At 75.2% G+C, this 17,021-nt stretch carries 16 protein-coding genes; 12 read left to right on the top strand and 4 right to left on the bottom strand.

Annotated features, from left to right (window positions below):
* The first annotated feature begins 108 nt into the window (after positions 1-108).
* From ACFYPH_RS16840 to ACFYPH_RS16865, 6 genes are all read left to right on the top strand, one after another.
* A complete protein-coding gene (locus ACFYPH_RS16840; protein WP_387182622.1) occupies positions 109-687 on the top strand; it encodes an ATP-binding cassette domain-containing protein in 579 nt (192 codons plus the stop codon).
* Complete coding sequence (locus ACFYPH_RS16845; RefSeq protein ID WP_387182625.1) at positions 684-1,961, top strand: extracellular solute-binding protein; 1,278 nt, start codon at positions 684-686, stop codon at positions 1,959-1,961. Before ACFYPH_RS16840 ends, ACFYPH_RS16845 begins: the two co-directional genes overlap by 4 nt.
* Positions 1,958-3,727: a hypothetical protein gene (locus ACFYPH_RS16850; protein ID WP_354861298.1), complete on the top strand. Its 1,770-nt coding sequence runs from the start codon at positions 1,958-1,960 to the stop codon at positions 3,725-3,727. The genes ACFYPH_RS16845 and ACFYPH_RS16850 overlap by 4 nt, the downstream gene beginning before the upstream one ends.
* Positions 3,724-6,102: a tetratricopeptide repeat protein gene (locus ACFYPH_RS16855; RefSeq protein ID WP_387182628.1), complete on the top strand. Its 2,379-nt coding sequence runs from the start codon at positions 3,724-3,726 to the stop codon at positions 6,100-6,102. Before ACFYPH_RS16850 ends, ACFYPH_RS16855 begins: the two co-directional genes overlap by 4 nt.
* Positions 6,103-6,195: 93 nt before the next feature.
* Positions 6,196-6,798, top strand: a complete 603-nt coding sequence (locus tag ACFYPH_RS16860; RefSeq protein WP_387182630.1) for an ATP-binding cassette domain-containing protein — start codon at positions 6,196-6,198, stop codon at positions 6,796-6,798.
* Positions 6,795-8,225: a DUF6297 family protein gene (locus tag ACFYPH_RS16865; RefSeq protein ID WP_387182633.1), complete on the top strand. Its 1,431-nt coding sequence runs from the start codon at positions 6,795-6,797 to the stop codon at positions 8,223-8,225. The genes ACFYPH_RS16860 and ACFYPH_RS16865 overlap by 4 nt, the downstream gene beginning before the upstream one ends.
* On the opposite strand, the gene ACFYPH_RS16870 is transcribed toward ACFYPH_RS16865, so the two are convergent.
* On the bottom strand, positions 8,169-9,722 hold the full coding sequence (locus ACFYPH_RS16870; protein ID WP_355136887.1) for a PLP-dependent aminotransferase family protein: 1,554 nt from the start codon (positions 9,720-9,722) through the stop codon (positions 8,169-8,171). The two genes, ACFYPH_RS16865 and ACFYPH_RS16870, sit on opposite strands and share 57 nt — an antisense overlap.
* 62 nt (positions 9,723-9,784) lie before the next feature.
* On the opposite strand from ACFYPH_RS16870, the gene ACFYPH_RS16875 reads away from it, so the two are divergent.
* Both ACFYPH_RS16875 and ACFYPH_RS16880 read left to right on the top strand, forming a co-directional pair.
* Positions 9,785-10,396 carry a LysE family translocator gene (locus tag ACFYPH_RS16875; protein WP_387182636.1) on the top strand — a complete coding sequence of 204 codons (612 nt, stop codon included), beginning with the start codon at positions 9,785-9,787 and terminating at the stop codon, positions 10,394-10,396.
* Positions 10,397-10,404: 8 nt separating this feature from the next.
* Positions 10,405-11,145 carry a phenylalanine--tRNA ligase beta subunit-related protein gene (locus ACFYPH_RS16880; protein WP_355068289.1) on the top strand — a complete coding sequence of 247 codons (741 nt, stop codon included), beginning with the start codon at positions 10,405-10,407 and terminating at the stop codon, positions 11,143-11,145.
* A gap of 22 nt (positions 11,146-11,167) precedes the next feature.
* Here ACFYPH_RS16880 and ACFYPH_RS16885 read toward each other — a convergent pair whose 3' ends face one another.
* Positions 11,168-12,199: a PHB depolymerase family esterase gene (locus tag ACFYPH_RS16885; protein WP_363938177.1), complete on the bottom strand. Its 1,032-nt coding sequence runs from the start codon at positions 12,197-12,199 to the stop codon at positions 11,168-11,170.
* 151 nt (positions 12,200-12,350) lie between these two features.
* Positions 12,351-12,944 (bottom strand): MBL fold metallo-hydrolase, encoded by a 594-nt coding sequence (locus tag ACFYPH_RS16890; protein WP_387182640.1) that lies wholly within the window; start codon positions 12,942-12,944, stop codon positions 12,351-12,353.
* Between the two features lie 42 nt (positions 12,945-12,986).
* On the opposite strand from ACFYPH_RS16890, the gene ACFYPH_RS16895 reads away from it, so the two are divergent.
* From ACFYPH_RS16895 to ACFYPH_RS16910, 4 genes are all read left to right on the top strand, one after another.
* Complete coding sequence (locus ACFYPH_RS16895; RefSeq protein ID WP_355068287.1) at positions 12,987-13,793, top strand: SDR family oxidoreductase; 807 nt, start codon at positions 12,987-12,989, stop codon at positions 13,791-13,793.
* A gap of 225 nt (positions 13,794-14,018) precedes the next feature.
* Complete coding sequence (locus tag ACFYPH_RS16900; protein ID WP_354863023.1) at positions 14,019-15,125, top strand: DUF5919 domain-containing protein; 1,107 nt, start codon at positions 14,019-14,021, stop codon at positions 15,123-15,125.
* A gap of 75 nt (positions 15,126-15,200) precedes the next feature.
* Positions 15,201-16,088 (top strand): pentapeptide repeat-containing protein, encoded by an 888-nt coding sequence (locus tag ACFYPH_RS16905; protein ID WP_387182645.1) that lies wholly within the window; start codon positions 15,201-15,203, stop codon positions 16,086-16,088.
* A 202-nt stretch (positions 16,089-16,290) separates the two neighbouring features.
* A complete protein-coding gene (locus ACFYPH_RS16910; RefSeq protein WP_355068283.1) occupies positions 16,291-16,545 on the top strand; it encodes a preprotein translocase YidC in 255 nt (84 codons plus the stop codon).
* Here ACFYPH_RS16910 and rnhA read toward each other — a convergent pair.
* Entirely contained in the window at positions 16,542-17,015 is a 474-nt protein-coding gene (gene rnhA, locus ACFYPH_RS16915) for a ribonuclease HI (RefSeq protein ID WP_387182648.1), read from the bottom strand. The genes ACFYPH_RS16910 and rnhA overlap by 4 nt on opposite strands.
* Between the last annotated feature and the right edge of the window lie 6 nt (positions 17,016-17,021).

Genomic DNA, 17,021 nt, shown 5'->3' on the forward strand with positions numbered 1-17,021 from the left:
ATCGACTGTCGGCAGGGTGTGCCACTCTGGGACGGGCACCAGCGGTCACCGGAGGTGAGGGCCACGCTACGACTACGCGCACTGGTCGCCGTCCCCGGCACCGGGCCCGTGACGCTCGACGTCCCGTCCGGCGCGACGGTCGCCCTGGTCGCGCCACCGCGGGTCGGCACGGCCGTGGCCCGGGTGCTGGCCGGGCTCGCCGCCCCGGTCACCGGGCGGATCATGGTCGGTGAGCGGGACGTCACGGCGCTCGCGCCGCCGCGCCGGCAGATCGGGTACGTGCCCGCCGGCGGCGCGCTGCTGCCGCAGCTCACCGTGCGCCGCAACATCGAGTACGGCCAGCGCAAACGCGAGCGGGTGCACGAGGTGGCCGACGACTGGACGGCGACCGTGGTGGACCGGCTGGAGCTGGCGCCGACGCTGGATCTGCTGCCCCACCTGCTCTCCGACGCCCAGCGCTTCCGGGTGGCGCTGGCCCGGGCGGCGGTCTGCCTGCCCGAGGTGCTCGTGGTCGACCTGCCCGTCGACCCGTCCGGCGGCAGTCGCCTCGCCGACCTGCTGCCCCGACTGGCGCCTCCGGACGCGCCGGGGGTGGCCGTGCTCGTCTGCACCGCCGACCCGGCCACGCTCGCCGAGATCCCCCGCCGCCACGATCTGGTCACCGAGCCCGACGAGGCGCTGCGGTGACGCCGGCCGGCCGGGTCACCCGGCGTACGCTGCTGCGCGCCGCCGCGGCCGGCGCGGCGGCGACCGCGGCCGGGTGTACCGGCGGCGGCCGCTCGGTGCAGGTGGCGGTGGTGTGGAGCGGCAGCGAGCTGGACCGCTTCCGGGAGGTCGTGGCCACCTACCCCCACCCGGTGCGCGTGGTCAGCGCCGGCAACGACATCGACGCGTTCCTGCGCGCCCGACACCTCGCGGGCACCTCGCCGGACGTGGCGATCCTGTCGCGCCCCGGCCTGGTGACGGAGTACGCGGAGCGGGGTTGGCTGCGCCCGGTGCGCCCCTCGACCGAGTACGCGGTGCCCATCGGGCTCAGCGACCTGCTGATGACCGACGGGCAGCGCTACGGCGTCTGGGTGAAGGCCGCGCACAAGTCACTGGTCTGGCACCTGCCCTCGATGCTGCCCGAGCAGCCGACCACCTGGGACGAGCTGGTCTCGTTGACCCGCCGCCTCGGCGCGCTCGCCCGGCGCGGCGCCGGCCCGGCGCCGCTGGCGATCGGCGCGGCGGACGGCTGGGTGCTCACCGACTGGTTCGAGAACGTGCTGGCCGACCTCGCGCCGACCGCCTACGACGCCCTCGCCGGGCCGGACGCGGACTGGCAGGGCCGGCCGGTGCGCGACACCCTGGACCGGCTCGCCGAGCTGTGGAGCATCGACGGCGCCTTCCCCGGCGGCGGCCGGCGCGCCCTGCTCACTCAGTACGAGGAGTCGGTGATCCAGGTGGTGCGCTCCCGACGGGCGGTGATGGTCTTCGAGGCCGACTTCACCGCCGAGGTGGTCGGCCGGTTCCGGCGTGGCCCGGAGGAGCCGGTCACCTTCCGGTTCCCGAGCGCCGGTACGGGCGGCGGCGCGCTGATCGTGGGCGGGGACGTGGCGGTGGTGTTCGCCGACGCCCGGGGCGGGGTGGAGCTGGTCGAGTGGCTGACCCGGGCCGACTCGTTCCAGCCCTGGCTGCGTGCCGGCGGCTACCTGTCGCCGAACACCACCATCGCGCTCACCGACTACGCCGACCCGGTCCGTCGCCAGCTGGCCCGCGAGATGCGCGGCCCCGACACCCTGCACTTCGACCTCTCCGACCAACTGCCCGGGGCGTTCACCGGCTCCGACGGGGTGGGCATCTGGCGGATCATGCAGGACTTCTTCGCCGACGTCACCGACGGTGTCTCCGCCGGTGAGGCGGTTCGCCGGGCCACCGGGCAGCTCGCGGCGGCGGCGCGCGACGCGGGCGGCGGCCGATGAGCCAGGTCAAGGTGCTCGGCGAGCTGGCGGTGCTGGACGACGTGGGCCCGCCCCGACGCGGCCGGGCCTACCCGGCGGCCGGGGCGACCTCCGCGCTGCTGCTGCCGGCCGCGTTGCTGCTCGGCGCGCTGGTGCTGTGGCCGGTGCTGCGCACGCTGCACGCCAGCGTCACCACCGACGGTCGCTGGGTCGGCGCGGAGCACTTCCGCGCGGCGCTCGCCGCGCCCGGCACCGGCGCGGTGGTCGGCCGGACGGTGCTGTGGGCGGTGCTGGTGCCGGCGGTGGTGACGGCGCTGGGCTACCTGTTCGCCGTGGCGTCCCGCCGTTCCCAGGAGGGCGGGCTGGTCCGTCTGATCCTGCTGGTGCCGGTGGCGTTGCCGCTGGTCGTCACCGGGGTGACCTTCCGCCTCATGTACGACCCCGATCCGACCCGGGGCCTGGCCACCCTGCTCGCGGCACGGCTGACCGGCCGGTCGGACGACAACGCGCCGCAACTGCTCGGGCCGGGCCTGGTCACGGTGGCGCTGATGTCGGCGTTCGTCTGGGCGTGGGTGGGTCTGGCCGTGCTGGTCTTCCGGGCCGCACTGGACCGGCTGCCGCCGAGCCTCGCCGACGCGGTCCGCGCCTACGGCGGCGGCCGACGACACGTCCTGTGGGACGCGCAGTGGCGACCGCTGCTGCTGCGCACCGTCGCGGTGGTCTTCGCGCTGGTGGCGCTCGGCACCAGCCGGACCTTCGACCTGATCCTCGTCATGACGCCCGGGTCGGTCCGCGACGACGCGGCGGTGCTCGCGTTGCGGGTCTGGCAGACCTCGGGCGGCACCACCACCGGGCAGGGCGCCGCGCTCGGCGTCGTCTGGCTGGTGGCGGTGGTCGCCGGGATGCTGGTGGCGGCGTTCTTCGTCCGCCAGGCGTGGCCGCCACCCCGCGTCGAGGCGACACCCGGGCCCGCCCCGACGACGACACCGCCGCGACGACTGTTCCGGCTGCTCGCCGCGGGCGGCGCGGTGGCCTGGCTGATCCCGCTCGTGGTGCTCGTGGCGACCTCCGCGCACGGGCAGGTGGACGCCGCCGCACGCGGCTGGTGGTCGGCTCCGCCCGGGACGGGCTCCTACGCGGCGCTGCTCGGTGGCGGCGAGCTGTGGCGGGCGCTGGGCTTCACGCTGCTGTTGGCGACCGTTGTCACCGCTTCGGTGCTGGTCGTCGCGCTGCTGGCCGCGTACCCGCTGGCGTGGCTGACCGGGCCGGCCGCGCAGGCGACCGGGCTGCTGCTGATGGCCGCCACAGTCGTCCCGGTGCAGGTGATCGCCGGGCCGGTCAACGAGGTGCTCGGCGTGGTGCTCTCCTCCGGCACCGCCCGCGGGCTGGCCCTGGTGCACGTGGCGCTGGGGGTGCCGTTCGCGGTGCTGGTGCTGCGCAACGCGTTCGCCGACCTGCCGGCCGAGCAGGTGCGGGGCGCCCGGCTGGGCGGTCGGCGCTGGTGGGGCACCCTGCACCGGCTGGCCCGGCACAACCTGCCGGCCGTGATCGCCGTCTCGGTGCTGGAATTCGTCCAGGTCTGGAACGACCTGGCCGTGGGCCTGCTGTTCAGCGGGCCGGAGGCCACCCCGCTCGGGCTGTTCCTGGCCGGGCAGAGCCGCGGTTTCGTGTCCAACAGTGGCGTCCTGGCCGCCGGGTCGGTGCTCGCCTCGGTGCTTCCGGTGGTGCTGATGGTGCTCGCCCGACGGCAGCTCGTCGCCGGGCTGGTCTCCGGGGGCGTGCGGTGACCGGCCCCACCGGTCCCGGCCGGACGCCGCGCTGGCCGGTGCTCGTGACGATCGGCACGCTGCTCAGCGGCGTGTTCGGCAACCTGGCCAGCAACCTGCTGTCCGAGTTCGCGGCAAGTGTGCTCGGCCCGGCAAGCATCGTGGTGGCGGTCCTCGGCGGCGTCGGTTTCGTGGTGTTCGAGCTGCGCCGACGACGTGCCGTCCGGGAGACCGGCCCGGAGCCCACCGACGTCGTCACCACACCGCTGACCGACGTGCCCACCCTGCCGTACACGGCCGGGTTCGCCGGCCGCGAGGAGCACGTCCGGGCGGTGCTCGACCTGCTCGCCCGCGAGCACGCGGTGGCGGTGCTGGGCCGGCGGGCGGTGGGCACGTCTGCCTGCGCCGTCCAGGCGGCGAACCTGTGCCGGGAGGACTTCCCGGACGGGCAGTACCATTTCGACCTGCGCCGCGGTGGTCGTCCCCGCTCCGCGCGGCAGGTGCTCACCGCGCTGGCGGGCGTCCTGGGCACCGCGCCACCGACGTCGGGCCGCCCGGACGCCCTCGCGGCCGCCGCCGCCGCGCTGCGCCGCAAGCTCGACGGTCGCAAGATCCTGCTGGTGCTGGACAACGTCGACCGTCCCGAGCAGGTCCGCGCGTTGCTGCCGCCGACCGCCCGCACCTGCCGGCTGCTGCTGGCCGGCGGCCCCGCGCTCAGCGGCCTGGGCGGCGTGGTGGAGCACTGGATCGCCGAGCCCGGTCCCCAGGAGGCGGTCGAGCTGTTCGCGGCGGCCGGTGGGGCCGCTCCCGCCGCCCGGATCCGCCGCGCCGACCCGCGCACCGACCCGGCGGTACGCGAGATCGTCGACCTGTGCGGGCGGCAGCCCCGCACCGTGCGGGCGCTCGGTTACCGCACCGCCCAGCACGGCTGGCGGCACTCCGACGTGCTGGACGCACTGCGGCGTGCGGTGCGCACCCCGCCGCACCAGCGCGTCGCCGTCTCGCCGGCGGCCCAGCTCGTCACCGAACGGGACACCGCGTACCGGGCGCTGACCCGCGAGGCGCGTCGGCTGTACCGGCTGATGTCGCTGACCCCCGCCCCGGTGGACCGGCCGACCATCGCCGCGCTGGCCCGCCGCCATCCCGAGCGGGTGAGCGCGCTTCTCGATGAGTTGGCCGCCGCCGCGTTCGTGGTCGGCGCGAGCGGCGACCGGTACGAGGTCCGCCCGCTGCTCGCCGCGAACGCCCGGCTGCACCTGCGCGACGCCGAGCCGGCCCGCTCCCGGGTCGCCGCGCAGGCCCGGCTCACCCGGCACCTGGCCCGCCGGGCCGAGAGACACGCGGCCAACCTGGCCGTGCTCGGCTCCCCGCCGGACCGGGAGTGGTCGCTGCCGCTCGACGACGACCCGTACGGCTGGTTCGACCTGCACCAGGAGCTGCTGCTGGCGGTGGTCCGGGTGCCGGCCGGAGCGGCCGAGACGCTGCCCCGTCGGGTCCGCCGGTGGTGGTTCCGGTTGGCCGTGGCGCTGTGCGGGTGGCTCGCGCACGTCGAGCGGCTCGACGAGTGGGAGCAGGTCTGCCGCACGGTCCTGGCCACCCCGACCGCCGACGACCGGCCGGAGATCGCCGGGTGGGCGCACAACGAGCTGGGTGTGCTGCGCCGACGCCGGCACGACCCGCAGGGCGCGGCGGCGGCGCTCACCCTCGCGGTGGCCGAGCGCGGCCGGCGGGGCACCGCCCAGGCACGGATGAACCTCGGCCTGGCCCTGCTCGATCTCGGGCAGCTCGACGACGCGGTGGAGCACCTGGAGCTGTCCCGCCGGCACCGCTCGTCGGCGGACCGCGCCGGGCATGCCCTCACCGACCTGGGCCTGGGCGCGGCGCAACTGGCCCGGGGTGAGCTGGACAGCGCGCACCACCACCTGGTGCGGGCGGCGAACACGTTCCGGTCGGTGGGTGACGCGCGCGGCTACGCCGCGGCGCTGACCAACCTGGTGCTGGTGCACGCGACCCTCGGCGAGCACCTGGACGCGGCGCAGGCGTGGCGGGCCGCCCTGCGCGAGTACGAGTCGGTCAACGACCCGACCAGCCGCGCCGCGGCGCTGCTCAACGCCGGCGCGACGCTGCTGACCAGCACGCCGGGGCAGGCGCGGGCGGCGTACGAGCTGCTGGCCGAGAGCCGGCGGCTGCGGGCGGAGGCCCGGCCCACGGCGGGGCTGGGCCGCACCCTGCTGTACCTGGGCGACGCCGCCGCCGCGCTGGGCGACGGGGCCGAGGCGCGGCGGCTCTGGGCGGACGCGGCGACGGTGGCCGAGGAGGTCGCCGACGACCGGGCCCTGGCCGCCGCGGACGACCGCCTGGAGCAGGACGCCGACGCGCCGCCGGCCGGCCTCTGAACCGCGTGGCCCGCCGGGCCGGCGTGATGTCCATCGCTCGCGTTGGCCGGTGGCACGGGTCTGGGAGAGTGTGTGACCGTGGACGCTCTCTCGGTGCGGGGACTCAGCCGCAACTTCGGCAACCTGGTCGTGCTCGACGACGTGAGCTTCACGCTGGCGGCGGGTCGGATCGCGGTGCTGCTGGGCCCCAACGGCAGCGGCAAGACCACCCTGCTGCGGTGCGTGGTCGGCGCCGACCGTCCGGACGCCGGTGAGGTGCTGGTGCAGGGCCGCCGGGCCGACGAGACCGATCCGCAGGTGCGGGCACTGGTCGCGGCCGCCCTGGATGACATCGACTTCTTCCCCGACCTGTCGGTGGTCGAGCACCTGGAGCTGGTCGCGTACGCCCACGGGGGCGACGCCGAGCCGGTCGAGGAGGTGCTCGCCGAGCTGGGCCTGGAGCCGGCCCGCGACCAGCTGCCGGTGACCCTGTCCAGTGGGCAGCGCCGCCGGCTGGCGCTGGCGTCGTGCTTCGTACGCCCACGACGGGTGCTGATCCTGGACGAGCCGGAGCAGCGGTTGGACGTACGCGGCCGGCAGTGGCTGGCCGATCGGCTGCGCCGGGAACGGGACGCCGGCACCGCCGTGCTGCTGGCCTCGCACGACCCGGAGCTGATCGACGCGGTGGTCGACGAGCGGATCGAGATCGGTCGGTGAGCGCCCCGCCGGCCACGATCGCCGAGACACCCGCCGGACTGCCCACCGCCCGGCAGGTGCGTACGCACCTGCGCCGGGCCCGCCGCCGCCACCACGAGCATTCCCTCGGCGACGTGCTGGGCGACGCGTACGTCATCGTGCTCTTCGTGGGCATGTACGGCTGGTTCGCGGTCAGCGCCAGCCGCGACGTGCTGGTCTCCCCCAACGTCGGCCGCGCCGACGAGGGGGTGCGCTGGTGGCTGGCGGTCGCCGCGCTGCTGGCTGGCGCGGGGCTCGCCTGGCGGGGTCTGCGCGCGCTCGGCCCGCTGCTGGTGACCCCGGCCACCCAGAGCTGGGTGACCAGCGCCCCGGTCGACCGGCGGGCCTGGCTGGCGCCGCGCCTCGGCGTCCTGCTGGCGGGCGCGGCGGCCGGCACGGCGCTGCTCGCGGTCGCCGTGGCCGTGCTGGGCGGCGTCACCCAGCTGGGCGCCGTGGGCTGGGCCGCGGCGGCCGGCGCCGGGTGGGGCGCCGCCGCGCTCGCCCTGAGCGTCGTCGCCCAGAGCAGCCGGGCGGGCCGCCGCTGGCCGACGGTGGTCGGGGCGGCGCCGATGGTGACGGCCGCCGTCGTCGCGACAGTGGTGGTGATCGCCGGTCGCCTCGGCGACGAACTGCCCCGGCCGGCGGCGCTGCCGACCGGCGCGCTGGTCGCGGTCGGGGTGCCCCTCGCGGTCCTCGGCACGGTTCTCGCCGTGCGCGCGCTGCCCCGGGTGGACCGGGCCACGCTGACGACCGGCGCGCAGTTCGCCAACGCCGCCGCGACGGCCACGATCCTGCTCGACCCGAGCATGCTCACCAGCCTGGTGGAGAGCCGGCGGTGGCGGCGCATCGGCCGGGTCCGCAGCCGCCGCTTCCTGCCCGGCCCGGCGTGGTGGGCGCTGCTGCAGGCCGACGTACGCCGCCTGCGCCGCCACCCCAGCGCTCTGCTGATCTGGGCCGGGCTGATCGGCGTCCAGTACGCCGCCGCGCTCGCCCTGCCGGGGCTCGCCGGGGCCACTCAGGTGGTGTTCGCCTACTTCGCCACCGACCGGCTCACCGGTGGCCTGCGCGCGGTCAGTCGGTCACCCGGGCTGCGCCGGGCGCTCGGTGGCAGCGACGCGGCGCTGCGCGGAATCCACGTGGTGGTGCCGGCGGTCGGCGCGGGCGTGTGGTGGCTGCTGACCCTGCCGAGTCTGCCGACCCTCGACGCCGGACCGACCTGGCTCGCGCCGACGCTGGCGGTCGGGGTGGTGGCCGCCGCCTGGCGGGCCGGCACCCGCCCGCCGATCAACTACGGCGGCGCGACGGTCAACACGCCGTTCGGGATGGTCCCGGTCGACCTGCTGCGCCAGGGCTCACGCGGGCCGGCGCTGCTGGCCGTGCTCGTGCTCGTCCAGCTCTTCCTGGGCTGAGCGAGCCGGCCGACCGGTCGGCCGCAGCGCGGCGGCGATGGCGGCGACGCCCTCGTCGATCTCCGTCGCCGTCCGGGCCGCGTAGCCGAGCACCAGGCCGGGCCGGTGTGGCCGCTGGCAGTGCCAGGACAGGGGCTGCACCTTCACCCCGCGCGCCAGCGTCGCCGCCGCCACCTCCGTGTCCGCCACGGCGGCGTCGTCCAGGGTGATCGTCAGGTGCAGCCCGGCCGCGGCGCCGTGCACCGTGGCAGTCGGCAGGTGCCGGGCCAGGGCGGCGATCATCGCGTCCCGGCGGCGGGTGTGCCGGCGGCGCAGCAGCCGCAGGTGCCGCTCCAGCGCGCCGGAGGTCATCAGCTCCGCCAGGACCAGCTGCGGCAGCACCGCGTTGCCCAGATCGGCGTTGCGTTTGGCGGCCACCACCGCCGCCCGCAATCGCCTCGGCACGAGCAGCCAGCCGACCCGCAGCGCCGGGGCGAGCAGTTTGGACACGCTTCCGGCGTAGCAGACCTGCTCGGGCAGCAGGCCCCGCAGCGCCGGTACCGGGGGCCGGTCGTAGCGGTGCTCGGCGTCGTAGTCGTCCTCGATGATCAGACCGCCGGCCCGCGCCCAGTCGAGGAGTTGGCGGCGCCGGTCACCGTCGAGCACCACGCCGGTCGGGAACTGGTGCGCGGGCGTGAGCAACACCGCGCGCAGGCCGCTGGCGACCAGTTCGTCGACGCGCAGCCCGGCGTCGTCCACGCTGATCGGCGGGGTGACGACCTGCCAGTTGTTCAGGTGCTGCCGTACGCCGAGCGAGCCCGGCTCCTCGACCGCGATGCGATCGATGCCGGCCGGGCGGAGCGCCTGGGCGAGGAGCCCGACCGCCTGGGACACCCCGGCCACGATGATCACGTCGACCGGGTCGACGGTGATGCCCCGGTTGCGGGCCAGCCAGGTGGCGACGGCCCCGCGCAGCGCGGGCGCGCCGCACGGGTCGCCGTAACCGAGGTCCGCCGCGGCGACACGGCGGAGCACGGCCCGTTCCGACCGCAGCCAGTCCGCGCGGGGAAAGGCGGTCAGGTCGGGTACGCCGGGAGTCAGGTCGATCGTCGCGCGGGCCGCGCGTACCGCGTCGAAGATGTCGCTGCCGGGCGTCGGTGGGAAGAGCGCGGCCGGTTCCGCCGGCGCGGCCGGGGCGGGCGGCGGCGCGGGCGGCGCCCCCGGGGCGCCGACGACCACCGTTCCGGCCCGGCCCCGGCCGGTGAGATGCCCCTCCTCGGTGAGCCGCTGGTACGCCTCGGTGACCACGCCCCGGGAGACGCCGAGGTCGGCGGCGAGCACCCGGGTGGCGGGGAGTCGAGCGCCGATCGGCACCCGCCCCTCGGCGATCGCCTGGCGTAGCCGGCCGGCGAGCCAGTCGGCACGCCCGCCGGGGGGCGCGTCGGCGACGGTGAGGTGCAGAAAATCCGACCCGGCCGTTATGGACCTCTCGGAGTCGTTCGCTTTGGCCCTGCTCACCGGACCATCTTGGCAGCAGAGTGGGCCGTAGACACCCCGCCCGACTCCGCCGGAGGACGACCGTGAGCATCCCCTTTCTGATCACCGCCCTGATCGTGGTGATCACCCCCGGCACCGGGGTGTTCTTCACCGTCTCCGCCGGACTGTCCCGGGGCGCCCGGGCCGGCGTGCTGGCCGCGTTCGCCTGCACGCTGGGCGTGGTGCCGCATCTGCTGGCGGCGTTGACCGGGCTGGCGGCGCTGTTGCAGGCGAGCGCCACGGCGTTCGAGGCCGTCCGGTACCTGGGCGTCGGCTACCTGCTCTATCTGGGCTGGTCGACGATCCGCGACCGCAGCGCCTTCGCGGCGACGAGCGACCGCCCACCCCGCTCGGCGGCCCGGGTGATCGTCTCCGGTGTGCTGGTCAACCTGCTCAACCCGAAGCCGACGCTGTTCTTCGTCGCGTTCCTCCCGCAGTTCGTGGACACCACCGCCCCGGGCTCGGCCCGGGCGATGCTCGCCTGCGGCGTGGTGTTCATGCTGCTCACCTTCGTGGTGTTCAGCGGCTACGGCGTCTTCGCCGCCCGCCTGCGGGACCGGGTGCTGACCCGCCCCCGCGTCACCGACTGGCTGCGCCGGTCCGTCGCCGGCACGTTCGTCGCGCTCGGCGTGACGCTCGCCCTCACCGAACGATAGGGAGCCTGATGCAGTTCGAGCACTCGGCGCAGCTTCGCGCCGCACATCCCGACCTGGTCGCCGGCGTGGTGCACGCGACCGGGATCACCGCCACGGCCGACGTGGCGCAGCGCACGGCCGGCTACCTCGCCCTCGCCCGGAAGCGGTTGGCCGACGGCGCCGAGAGCACCTTCGGGGAGATCCAGGCGTGGCGGCGGGCGTACGCGGCCATGGGATTACGACCCACCAAGTACCGGTGCGCGGCCGAAGCCCTGCTGCGCCGGCTACGTCTGGACGGCGAACTGCCCCGCGTGCACCCGCTGGTCGATCTCTGCAACGCCGTCTCGGCGGCCTACGCCATCCCCATCGCCGTTCTCGACCTGGACCGGGTCGACGGCGACCTGGTGGTCCGGCCGGCGCACGGCGACGAGACGTACCTGAGTTTCGCCGGCGACACCGAGCACCCCGACCCGGGCGAGGTCACCTTCGTCGACTCCGTCGGGCGGGCGCACGCCCGGCGGTGGACGAACCGGCAGAGCGCGTGGTCCGCCGTACGGGCGGGCACCTCGTCGGTGCTGATCGCCGCCGAGGCGTTGCACCAGGGTGCCGAGCCGGCCGTGACCCGGCTGGTCGACACCCTGGTGGCGGAGTTGACCGACGGGTGGTCCGTCCCGGCGACAGCCGCGGTGCTCACCGCCGCCGCGCCCCGCTTCCGCACCCCGGCGGCCGGTGACGGCAACCGTCAGGCGGCGGTGCCGGGCATTCGGTGACAGCGGCGGTGAGCCACCACCCTCAGCCGTCCAGCCGGCGGACCATGTTCATGATGGACTCCACCTGCGCGCCGCCCTTAATCGGGAAGTTGGTCGCGCCCAGGTAGCCCCACCAGTCCCAGCAGCCGTTCGGGTTGCTCAGGGCCGTGCCCGCCTGCGGGTAGAGCACTACCAGGTTGTTGGTGTCCGCGTACTGGTTGAGGTTTGCCCGGTCGACGAACGCCGTGCCCACCGACCCGTACCCCTGGGCGCAGCCGTGCAGGGCGACCAGCAGCCGACACGACTGCCCGGCGGCGCAGGCCGACGGGACGTAGGCGAAGCCGTTGGCGTCCATGCTCAGCCCGTTGGCCCAGCCGTTGACCGCGAAGGTGTTCTGGTCGAAGCGCACGAGCGTGCCACCGAGAGCCGCGGTATTGGGCGCGTTCACCCCGCCGAGCAGCTTGCGCAGCAGGGCGTTCTGCGGGTCGGTGCCGCAGTCGTTGAGGAACGGCGACGCGGTGGCCGTACACCCCGACGTGCCGTACGGCGTGACCCACGAGTGACCGGCGGCCGAGCCGCTGTCGTACTGCACGCTGGCCCCGAAGTGCTGGTAGTAGCGGACCAGGTCGTCGGTGACGGACTTCTTGACGGAGGTGTCGTTGGCGCCGTGGAACACGTACACCGGGTCGCCGGAGAGGTTGCCGACCGGGTCGACCCAGCCGTACGTCGCCCAGGTCCGGGTGTACGTCTGCAGGGCGGACACGTTCGTCGGGTACAGGTTGTCACCGCAGCCGTAGAGCGCCTGGGCAACGGTGTTCTGCGAGCAGTAGTACGGGCCCGCCGCGAAGACGGCAGCGCCCCGGATCCGGGACGAGTAGGCGACGTGCAGCTGGGTCGCCATGTAGCCACCGGAGGACACACCGGCGACGTACACCCCGGAGATGTTGTAGGTGCCCAACGACCCGGAGACGGGCGACCTGGTGGCGGGGGTGGCGGCCTGGGCGGGGGCCGCGATGGTCAGGATCAGCAGCAGGACGGCGGTCAGGGCGGTGGCGGTTCGGCGCGGTGTGGTCATGAACGTTCTCCTTGGCAGCGCCGGCGGGGGCGTCGGCGTGCGCCGAAGCTACCGTGACGCAGGCCACACCCGACATGAGCCCGACCGACACGCTCGTCGATGTCGTTGTGTGCTCCGACCACCCACAGACGCGGTCCGAGGGCGCGGTCGCTCAGGCGGTGTCGCCGGGGGCGAGGTGGCGGTAGCCGGGGATGGTCTCGGCGAACCAGCCGGCGACGCTGGCCAGGCCGCGCTCGTTGAGCTGCGCGTCGTGGATCGGGTACGCGGCGGCGGCGTCCACCGCTCGGGCGAAGCGGATCGCCTCGTCGAGGCGTAGCCACGACCCCTGGGCGGGGACGAGCAGGGTGTGCACCGGCTCGTCCGGCACGTGCACCGAGTCGCCCGGGTGGTAGAGCCCGTCGCCGATCAGGTAGCCGAGGTTGGGGCAGTCCGGCTGGCCCTCGTGGATGGCGGCGTGCCGACCGCCGTGGGCGCTGACCGTGATGCCGGCGGCTCTGAAGCGCTGCCCCGCGCGTACCCGCGTCACCGGCAGCGGGGCGAGGTCGGGCAGCCGGGCGCCCTCCGGGGCATACACCGGGACGCCCAGCCCGGCCAGGCGCAGCACGTCCACGTGTTCGTGGGTGACCAGGACGGCGTCCGCGCCGACCAGCGCCCGTGGTTCGCTCCAGGTCCCCGGGTCGACGACAAGCACCCCACCGTCGTGCTCGACGCGGACGCAGGAGTGCGTGAATCGGGTGATCCGCATCCGGCGACGGTACGCCGGGCGTGACCGGGGTACTGCCCGTCCATGCCCCATCGATACGACACGTACCCCCGCATCGCCGTCGTGACCGGCGCGGACTCCGGTATCGGCAAGGCCAGCGCGGTCGCCCTGGCCGAGGCCGGCTTCGACATCGGCATCACCTGGTACGGCGACCCCGACGGCGCCGAGCGGACGGCGACCGAGGTCCGCTCCACCGGACGGCGGTGCGAAATCGCCGAGGCGGACTTCACCCGGCTGCCGGACGCGACCGCGGTGATCGACGAGCTGGCCGACCGACTCGGCGGCATCGGGGTGCTGGTCAACAACGCCGGCATCGGCGGCTCGACCCCGTTCGTCGACACCGGCTGGGAGCAGTGGCGCGAGGTGCTCGCCGTGGACCTCGACGCGCCCTTTCTGTGCGCGCAACGGGCCGCGCGGCGGATGCGGGCCGCCGGCGCGGGCGGACGGATCATCAACATCACCAGCGTGCACGAGCACGCGCCCCGGGTGGGCTCGGCCGCGTACTGCGCCGCGAAGGGCGGCCTGGGGCTGCTGACCCGGGTGATGGCCCAGGAGTTGGCCGCCGACGGGATCACCGTCAACGCCGTCGCTCCGGGCGAGATCGCCACGCCGATGACCGGTCAGGAGGACGTCGACCCGTTCACCCAGGAGCGGCCCGGCGTGCCGGTGGGACGGCCCGGCGACGCCCGGGAGGTGGCGGCCGTGGTCGCGCTGCTCGCCTCCCCCGCCGCCAGCTACGTCACCGGGGCGTCCTGGCCCGTCGACGGCGGCATGCTGCTGATGGGCCCGCAGGCCGCCGCGTTGACCACCGACGACTGGCGACGGGTCTGAGGGTCGTCAGCTCAGTCAGGGCGGCGAGCAGGGCCTTCTCGCGTTCGTCGTCGTCCATCCACCCCTACCCTCCGCAGTCGCCCTGCCCCGTTACCGTCACCTGAGAAGCGGTCGAGACGGCCCGGTCGGCGAACCCGTCGGTCGCGAACGGGACAGCGAGCGGCAAAGCCGGCACGTATCCTCCGCATCTCGATGATCGGCGGGGCCAGGACGGAAGGGGACCGGATGCCCGACTGGGCTGGTCGGGGCGACCGTGGCGGCCGACAACGACGTGCCTTCGGCGTCGGTGGGGCGTTGCTCGGGATCGCCCTCGTGCTGCTGCTGGCCGCCTGGCGCAGCAGCGGCTTCCTCAGCGACCTGCTGCTCAACATCGGCTCCAGCGTGGTCCTCGCGGCCATCTCGTACGTCATCTTCGACCCGCTGTTCGAGGAGGCCCGCAGGGCGCGGGTGCAGGAGCACCTGAGCTTCGACCAGCACGCCTTCGTGACCCGGCTGCACCGCTCCGGACGCCGGGTACGGATCCTCGACACCTGGACGATCCTGCTGGAGGACACGCAACGCGAGGAGGCGCTGCGGGGGGTGCGGGCGGCGCTCGCCAACGGCGCGCAGGTGCAGTTGCTCCTGCTGGACCCGGACTGCACGGCCGCGCAGCAGCGCTCGGAGGAGTTGGAGCGGCAGCGGGTGGACGTGCCGCGCCAGATCCGCACCAACCTGCGGCACCTGGCGCTGTTCCAGGACTCGCTCGACGCCCGACTGCGGCACCGGTTGCAGGTTCGGCTCTACGACGCGTCCCCGTCGATCCAGCTCTACCAGTGGGACAGCCGGGCGCTGATCTCGTTCTTCCCGATCGGGAAGCTGTCGTTCAACGTGCCCCAGCTCGAGGTCGACATGGACAGCCCCTGGGGCGGGTTCGTGCACGCCCGTTTCGAGGAGCTGTGGGAGCACGAGCAGGCGACGGTCAACCTGGAGCGGTACTGGTCGGTCGCCGTCACGCTGCGCCACGACGACTCCGACGTGGTCGAGGTGCAGGTGCCCTACGTGAGTGTGGAGGGGCAGCACTACGTCGACTGCGGTGTGTTCAAGGTGACCGGGCCGCTGACCGTGCGGGCCGTGCTGCCACCGCGCGCGCCGGGCGGCGCCCCGAAGGTGTTCGCCCTGGCCGAGCCGGTCGACGGGGACCGCACGCCGGCCGCCACCGTACGCAGGCACTTCGACCAGAAGTACGGCGGCGGCGACGGGCAGCGAGAGATCCGCCGGCTGGTGCCGCCGCCGGATGGTTCGCGTACCCCCGCTCCTCGCTCCGCGACGGCCGGCGACGCGCACGGACGGTGACCCCCGACCCACCGGGTCGGGATGAGGCGCGGGACAATGGGGGTCGTCGTCGATCGCCAGGAGGACCGTTTCCCCGTGTCGACCCATCCCGCGCCGCCGTCGCAGTCGGCGCAGCTGCGCGCCGACTGCGCGCGCTGTTTCGGGTTGTGCTGCGTCGTTCCCGCCTTCGCCGCGTCGGCCGACTTCGCCATCGACAAGCCGGCCGGACGGGCCTGCCCGAACCTGCGCCCGGACCACCGCTGCGGCATCCACACGGAGCTGCGGGAGCGGGGGTTCGCCGGGTGCACGGTCTTCGACTGCTTCGGGGCCGGGCAGCAGGTCGCCCAGGTCACCTTCGGTGGCCGGGACTGGCGGGACGCCCCGGAGACACTGCCCGCGATGGCCGAGGCGTTCACGGTGCTGCGTCCGCTGCACGAACTGCTCTGGTATCTCGGCGAGGCGGTGTCGCTGCGCCCACCGGCCGCGCTGCGCGCCGAGCTGGAGCACGCCCGCGCCGAGATCGCCGCGCTCGCCGAGAGCGACCCGGCGCGGCTGGGCACCGTGGACGTCGACGCGCACCGGGCCCGCGTCAACCCGCTCCTGTCGCAGGTCAGTGACGCGGCCCGCTCCCCCGGCGGGATCGACCGGCGGGGGGCGCAGCTCCTCGGGGCGGACCTGCGCCGGGTGGACCTGCGCCGGGCCAACCTGCGCGGCGCGCTGCTGGTCGGCGCCGACCTGCGCGGCGTCGACCTGGGTCTGGCCGACGTCACGGGCGCCGACCTGCGCGGGGCCGACCTGCGCGGCGCGGACCTACGAGCCACCCTGTTCCTGCACCAGGCTCAGGTGGACGCCGCCCGGGGGGACGTCCGCACCGGGCTGCCGGCGACGCTGAGCCGGCCGGCACACTGGACGGCCCTGGCGCTCACACCGGTACGCCGCCCCGCGCGGGCCGCCGCCCCGACCCGCCGGGGCCGCCGCCGCTGACGGCGGTGCGACGAGCCGCGCGGTACGCGGGCACGGCGGCTCCGGCCGGCCCGACACCCGTCGGCGGTCCCTGCGCCTGCCGAGCGCCGCGCCGGAGCCGGCCCCGCCCACCCCGACGGCTGCTGCCGCCGCGCGAGGTTTCGTGGGTGACGACGCCGGGTAGCCACGGCCGACGCGGACCGGCATCGACGGGGGGCACGGCGTGGGCTACCGAAAGCGCGACGGTGAGCTGCCGGGCGACCCGCAGCACAGCGAGGACGAGGCCGGCCAGGTGCCGTTGGTGCAGGTCGAGGCGGACACCGAGGTCCCCCCGCCGGCCGACACCGACGTGCCACCGGACATCGTCACCGAGGACAACAGCTCGGGCATGACCGGCGGCTCCTCCGGCAGCAGCGGCGGCGGGTCGAGCATGCCGGGGCACCCCGACGCGACCCGCCGAACCGAGCGGACGACCTAGCGGCTCGCCAGCGCCGCCCGCGCCTCGGTCATGCCCTTGTTGGCCAGACCGTCGGCGCGCTCGTTCTCCGGGTGACCGTTGTGCCCCTTCACCCACAGCCAGGTGACCTCGTGCCGCTCGCAGGCCGCCTCCAGCCGCTGCCACAGGTCGGCGTTCTTGACCGGCTGCTTCGCGGCCGTCCGCCAGCCGTTGCGCTTCCACGACGCCAGCCAGCTCGTGATGCCGTTACGCACATAGGTGCTGTCGGTGTGCAGCTCGACCGTGACGGGCCGGTTCAGGCTCTCCAGGGCCTGGATGGCCGCCATCAGCTCCATCCGGTTGTTGGTCGTCGGGGTCGCCTCGCCACCGCACAGCTCCCGCTCGTGGTCGCCGTAGCGCAGCAGGACACCCCAGCCGCCCGGTCCGGGGTTGCCGCTGCACGCCCCGTCGGTCCAGATCTGCACGCCCCTGCCGGCCGCCGCGTCCACCATGGCAGG

This window comes from Micromonospora sp. NPDC005252, from assembly GCF_042872475.1.
In the GTDB taxonomy this organism is placed as follows: domain Bacteria; phylum Actinomycetota; class Actinomycetes; order Mycobacteriales; family Micromonosporaceae; genus Micromonospora.

Excerpts from the sequence above, each read along its gene's own strand:
- ACFYPH_RS16880 (WP_355068289.1), top strand. The coding sequence starts at position 10,405 with ATGCAGTTCGAGCACTCGGCGCAGCTTCGCGCCGCACATCCCGACCTG.
- ACFYPH_RS16895 (WP_355068287.1), top strand. The coding sequence starts at position 12,987 with ATGCCCCATCGATACGACACGTACCCCCGCATCGCCGTCGTGACCGGC.
- ACFYPH_RS16900 (WP_354863023.1), top strand. The coding sequence starts at position 14,019 with ATGCCCGACTGGGCTGGTCGGGGCGACCGTGGCGGCCGACAACGACGT.
- ACFYPH_RS16890 (WP_387182640.1), bottom strand. The coding sequence starts at position 12,944 with ATGCGGATCACCCGATTCACGCACTCCTGCGTCCGCGTCGAGCACGAC.
- ACFYPH_RS16850 (WP_354861298.1), top strand. The coding sequence starts at position 1,958 with ATGAGCCAGGTCAAGGTGCTCGGCGAGCTGGCGGTGCTGGACGACGTG.
- ACFYPH_RS16885 (WP_363938177.1), bottom strand. The coding sequence starts at position 12,199 with ATGACCACACCGCGCCGAACCGCCACCGCCCTGACCGCCGTCCTGCTG.
- rnhA (WP_387182648.1), bottom strand. The coding sequence starts at position 17,015 with ATGGTGGACGCGGCGGCCGGCAGGGGCGTGCAGATCTGGACCGACGGG.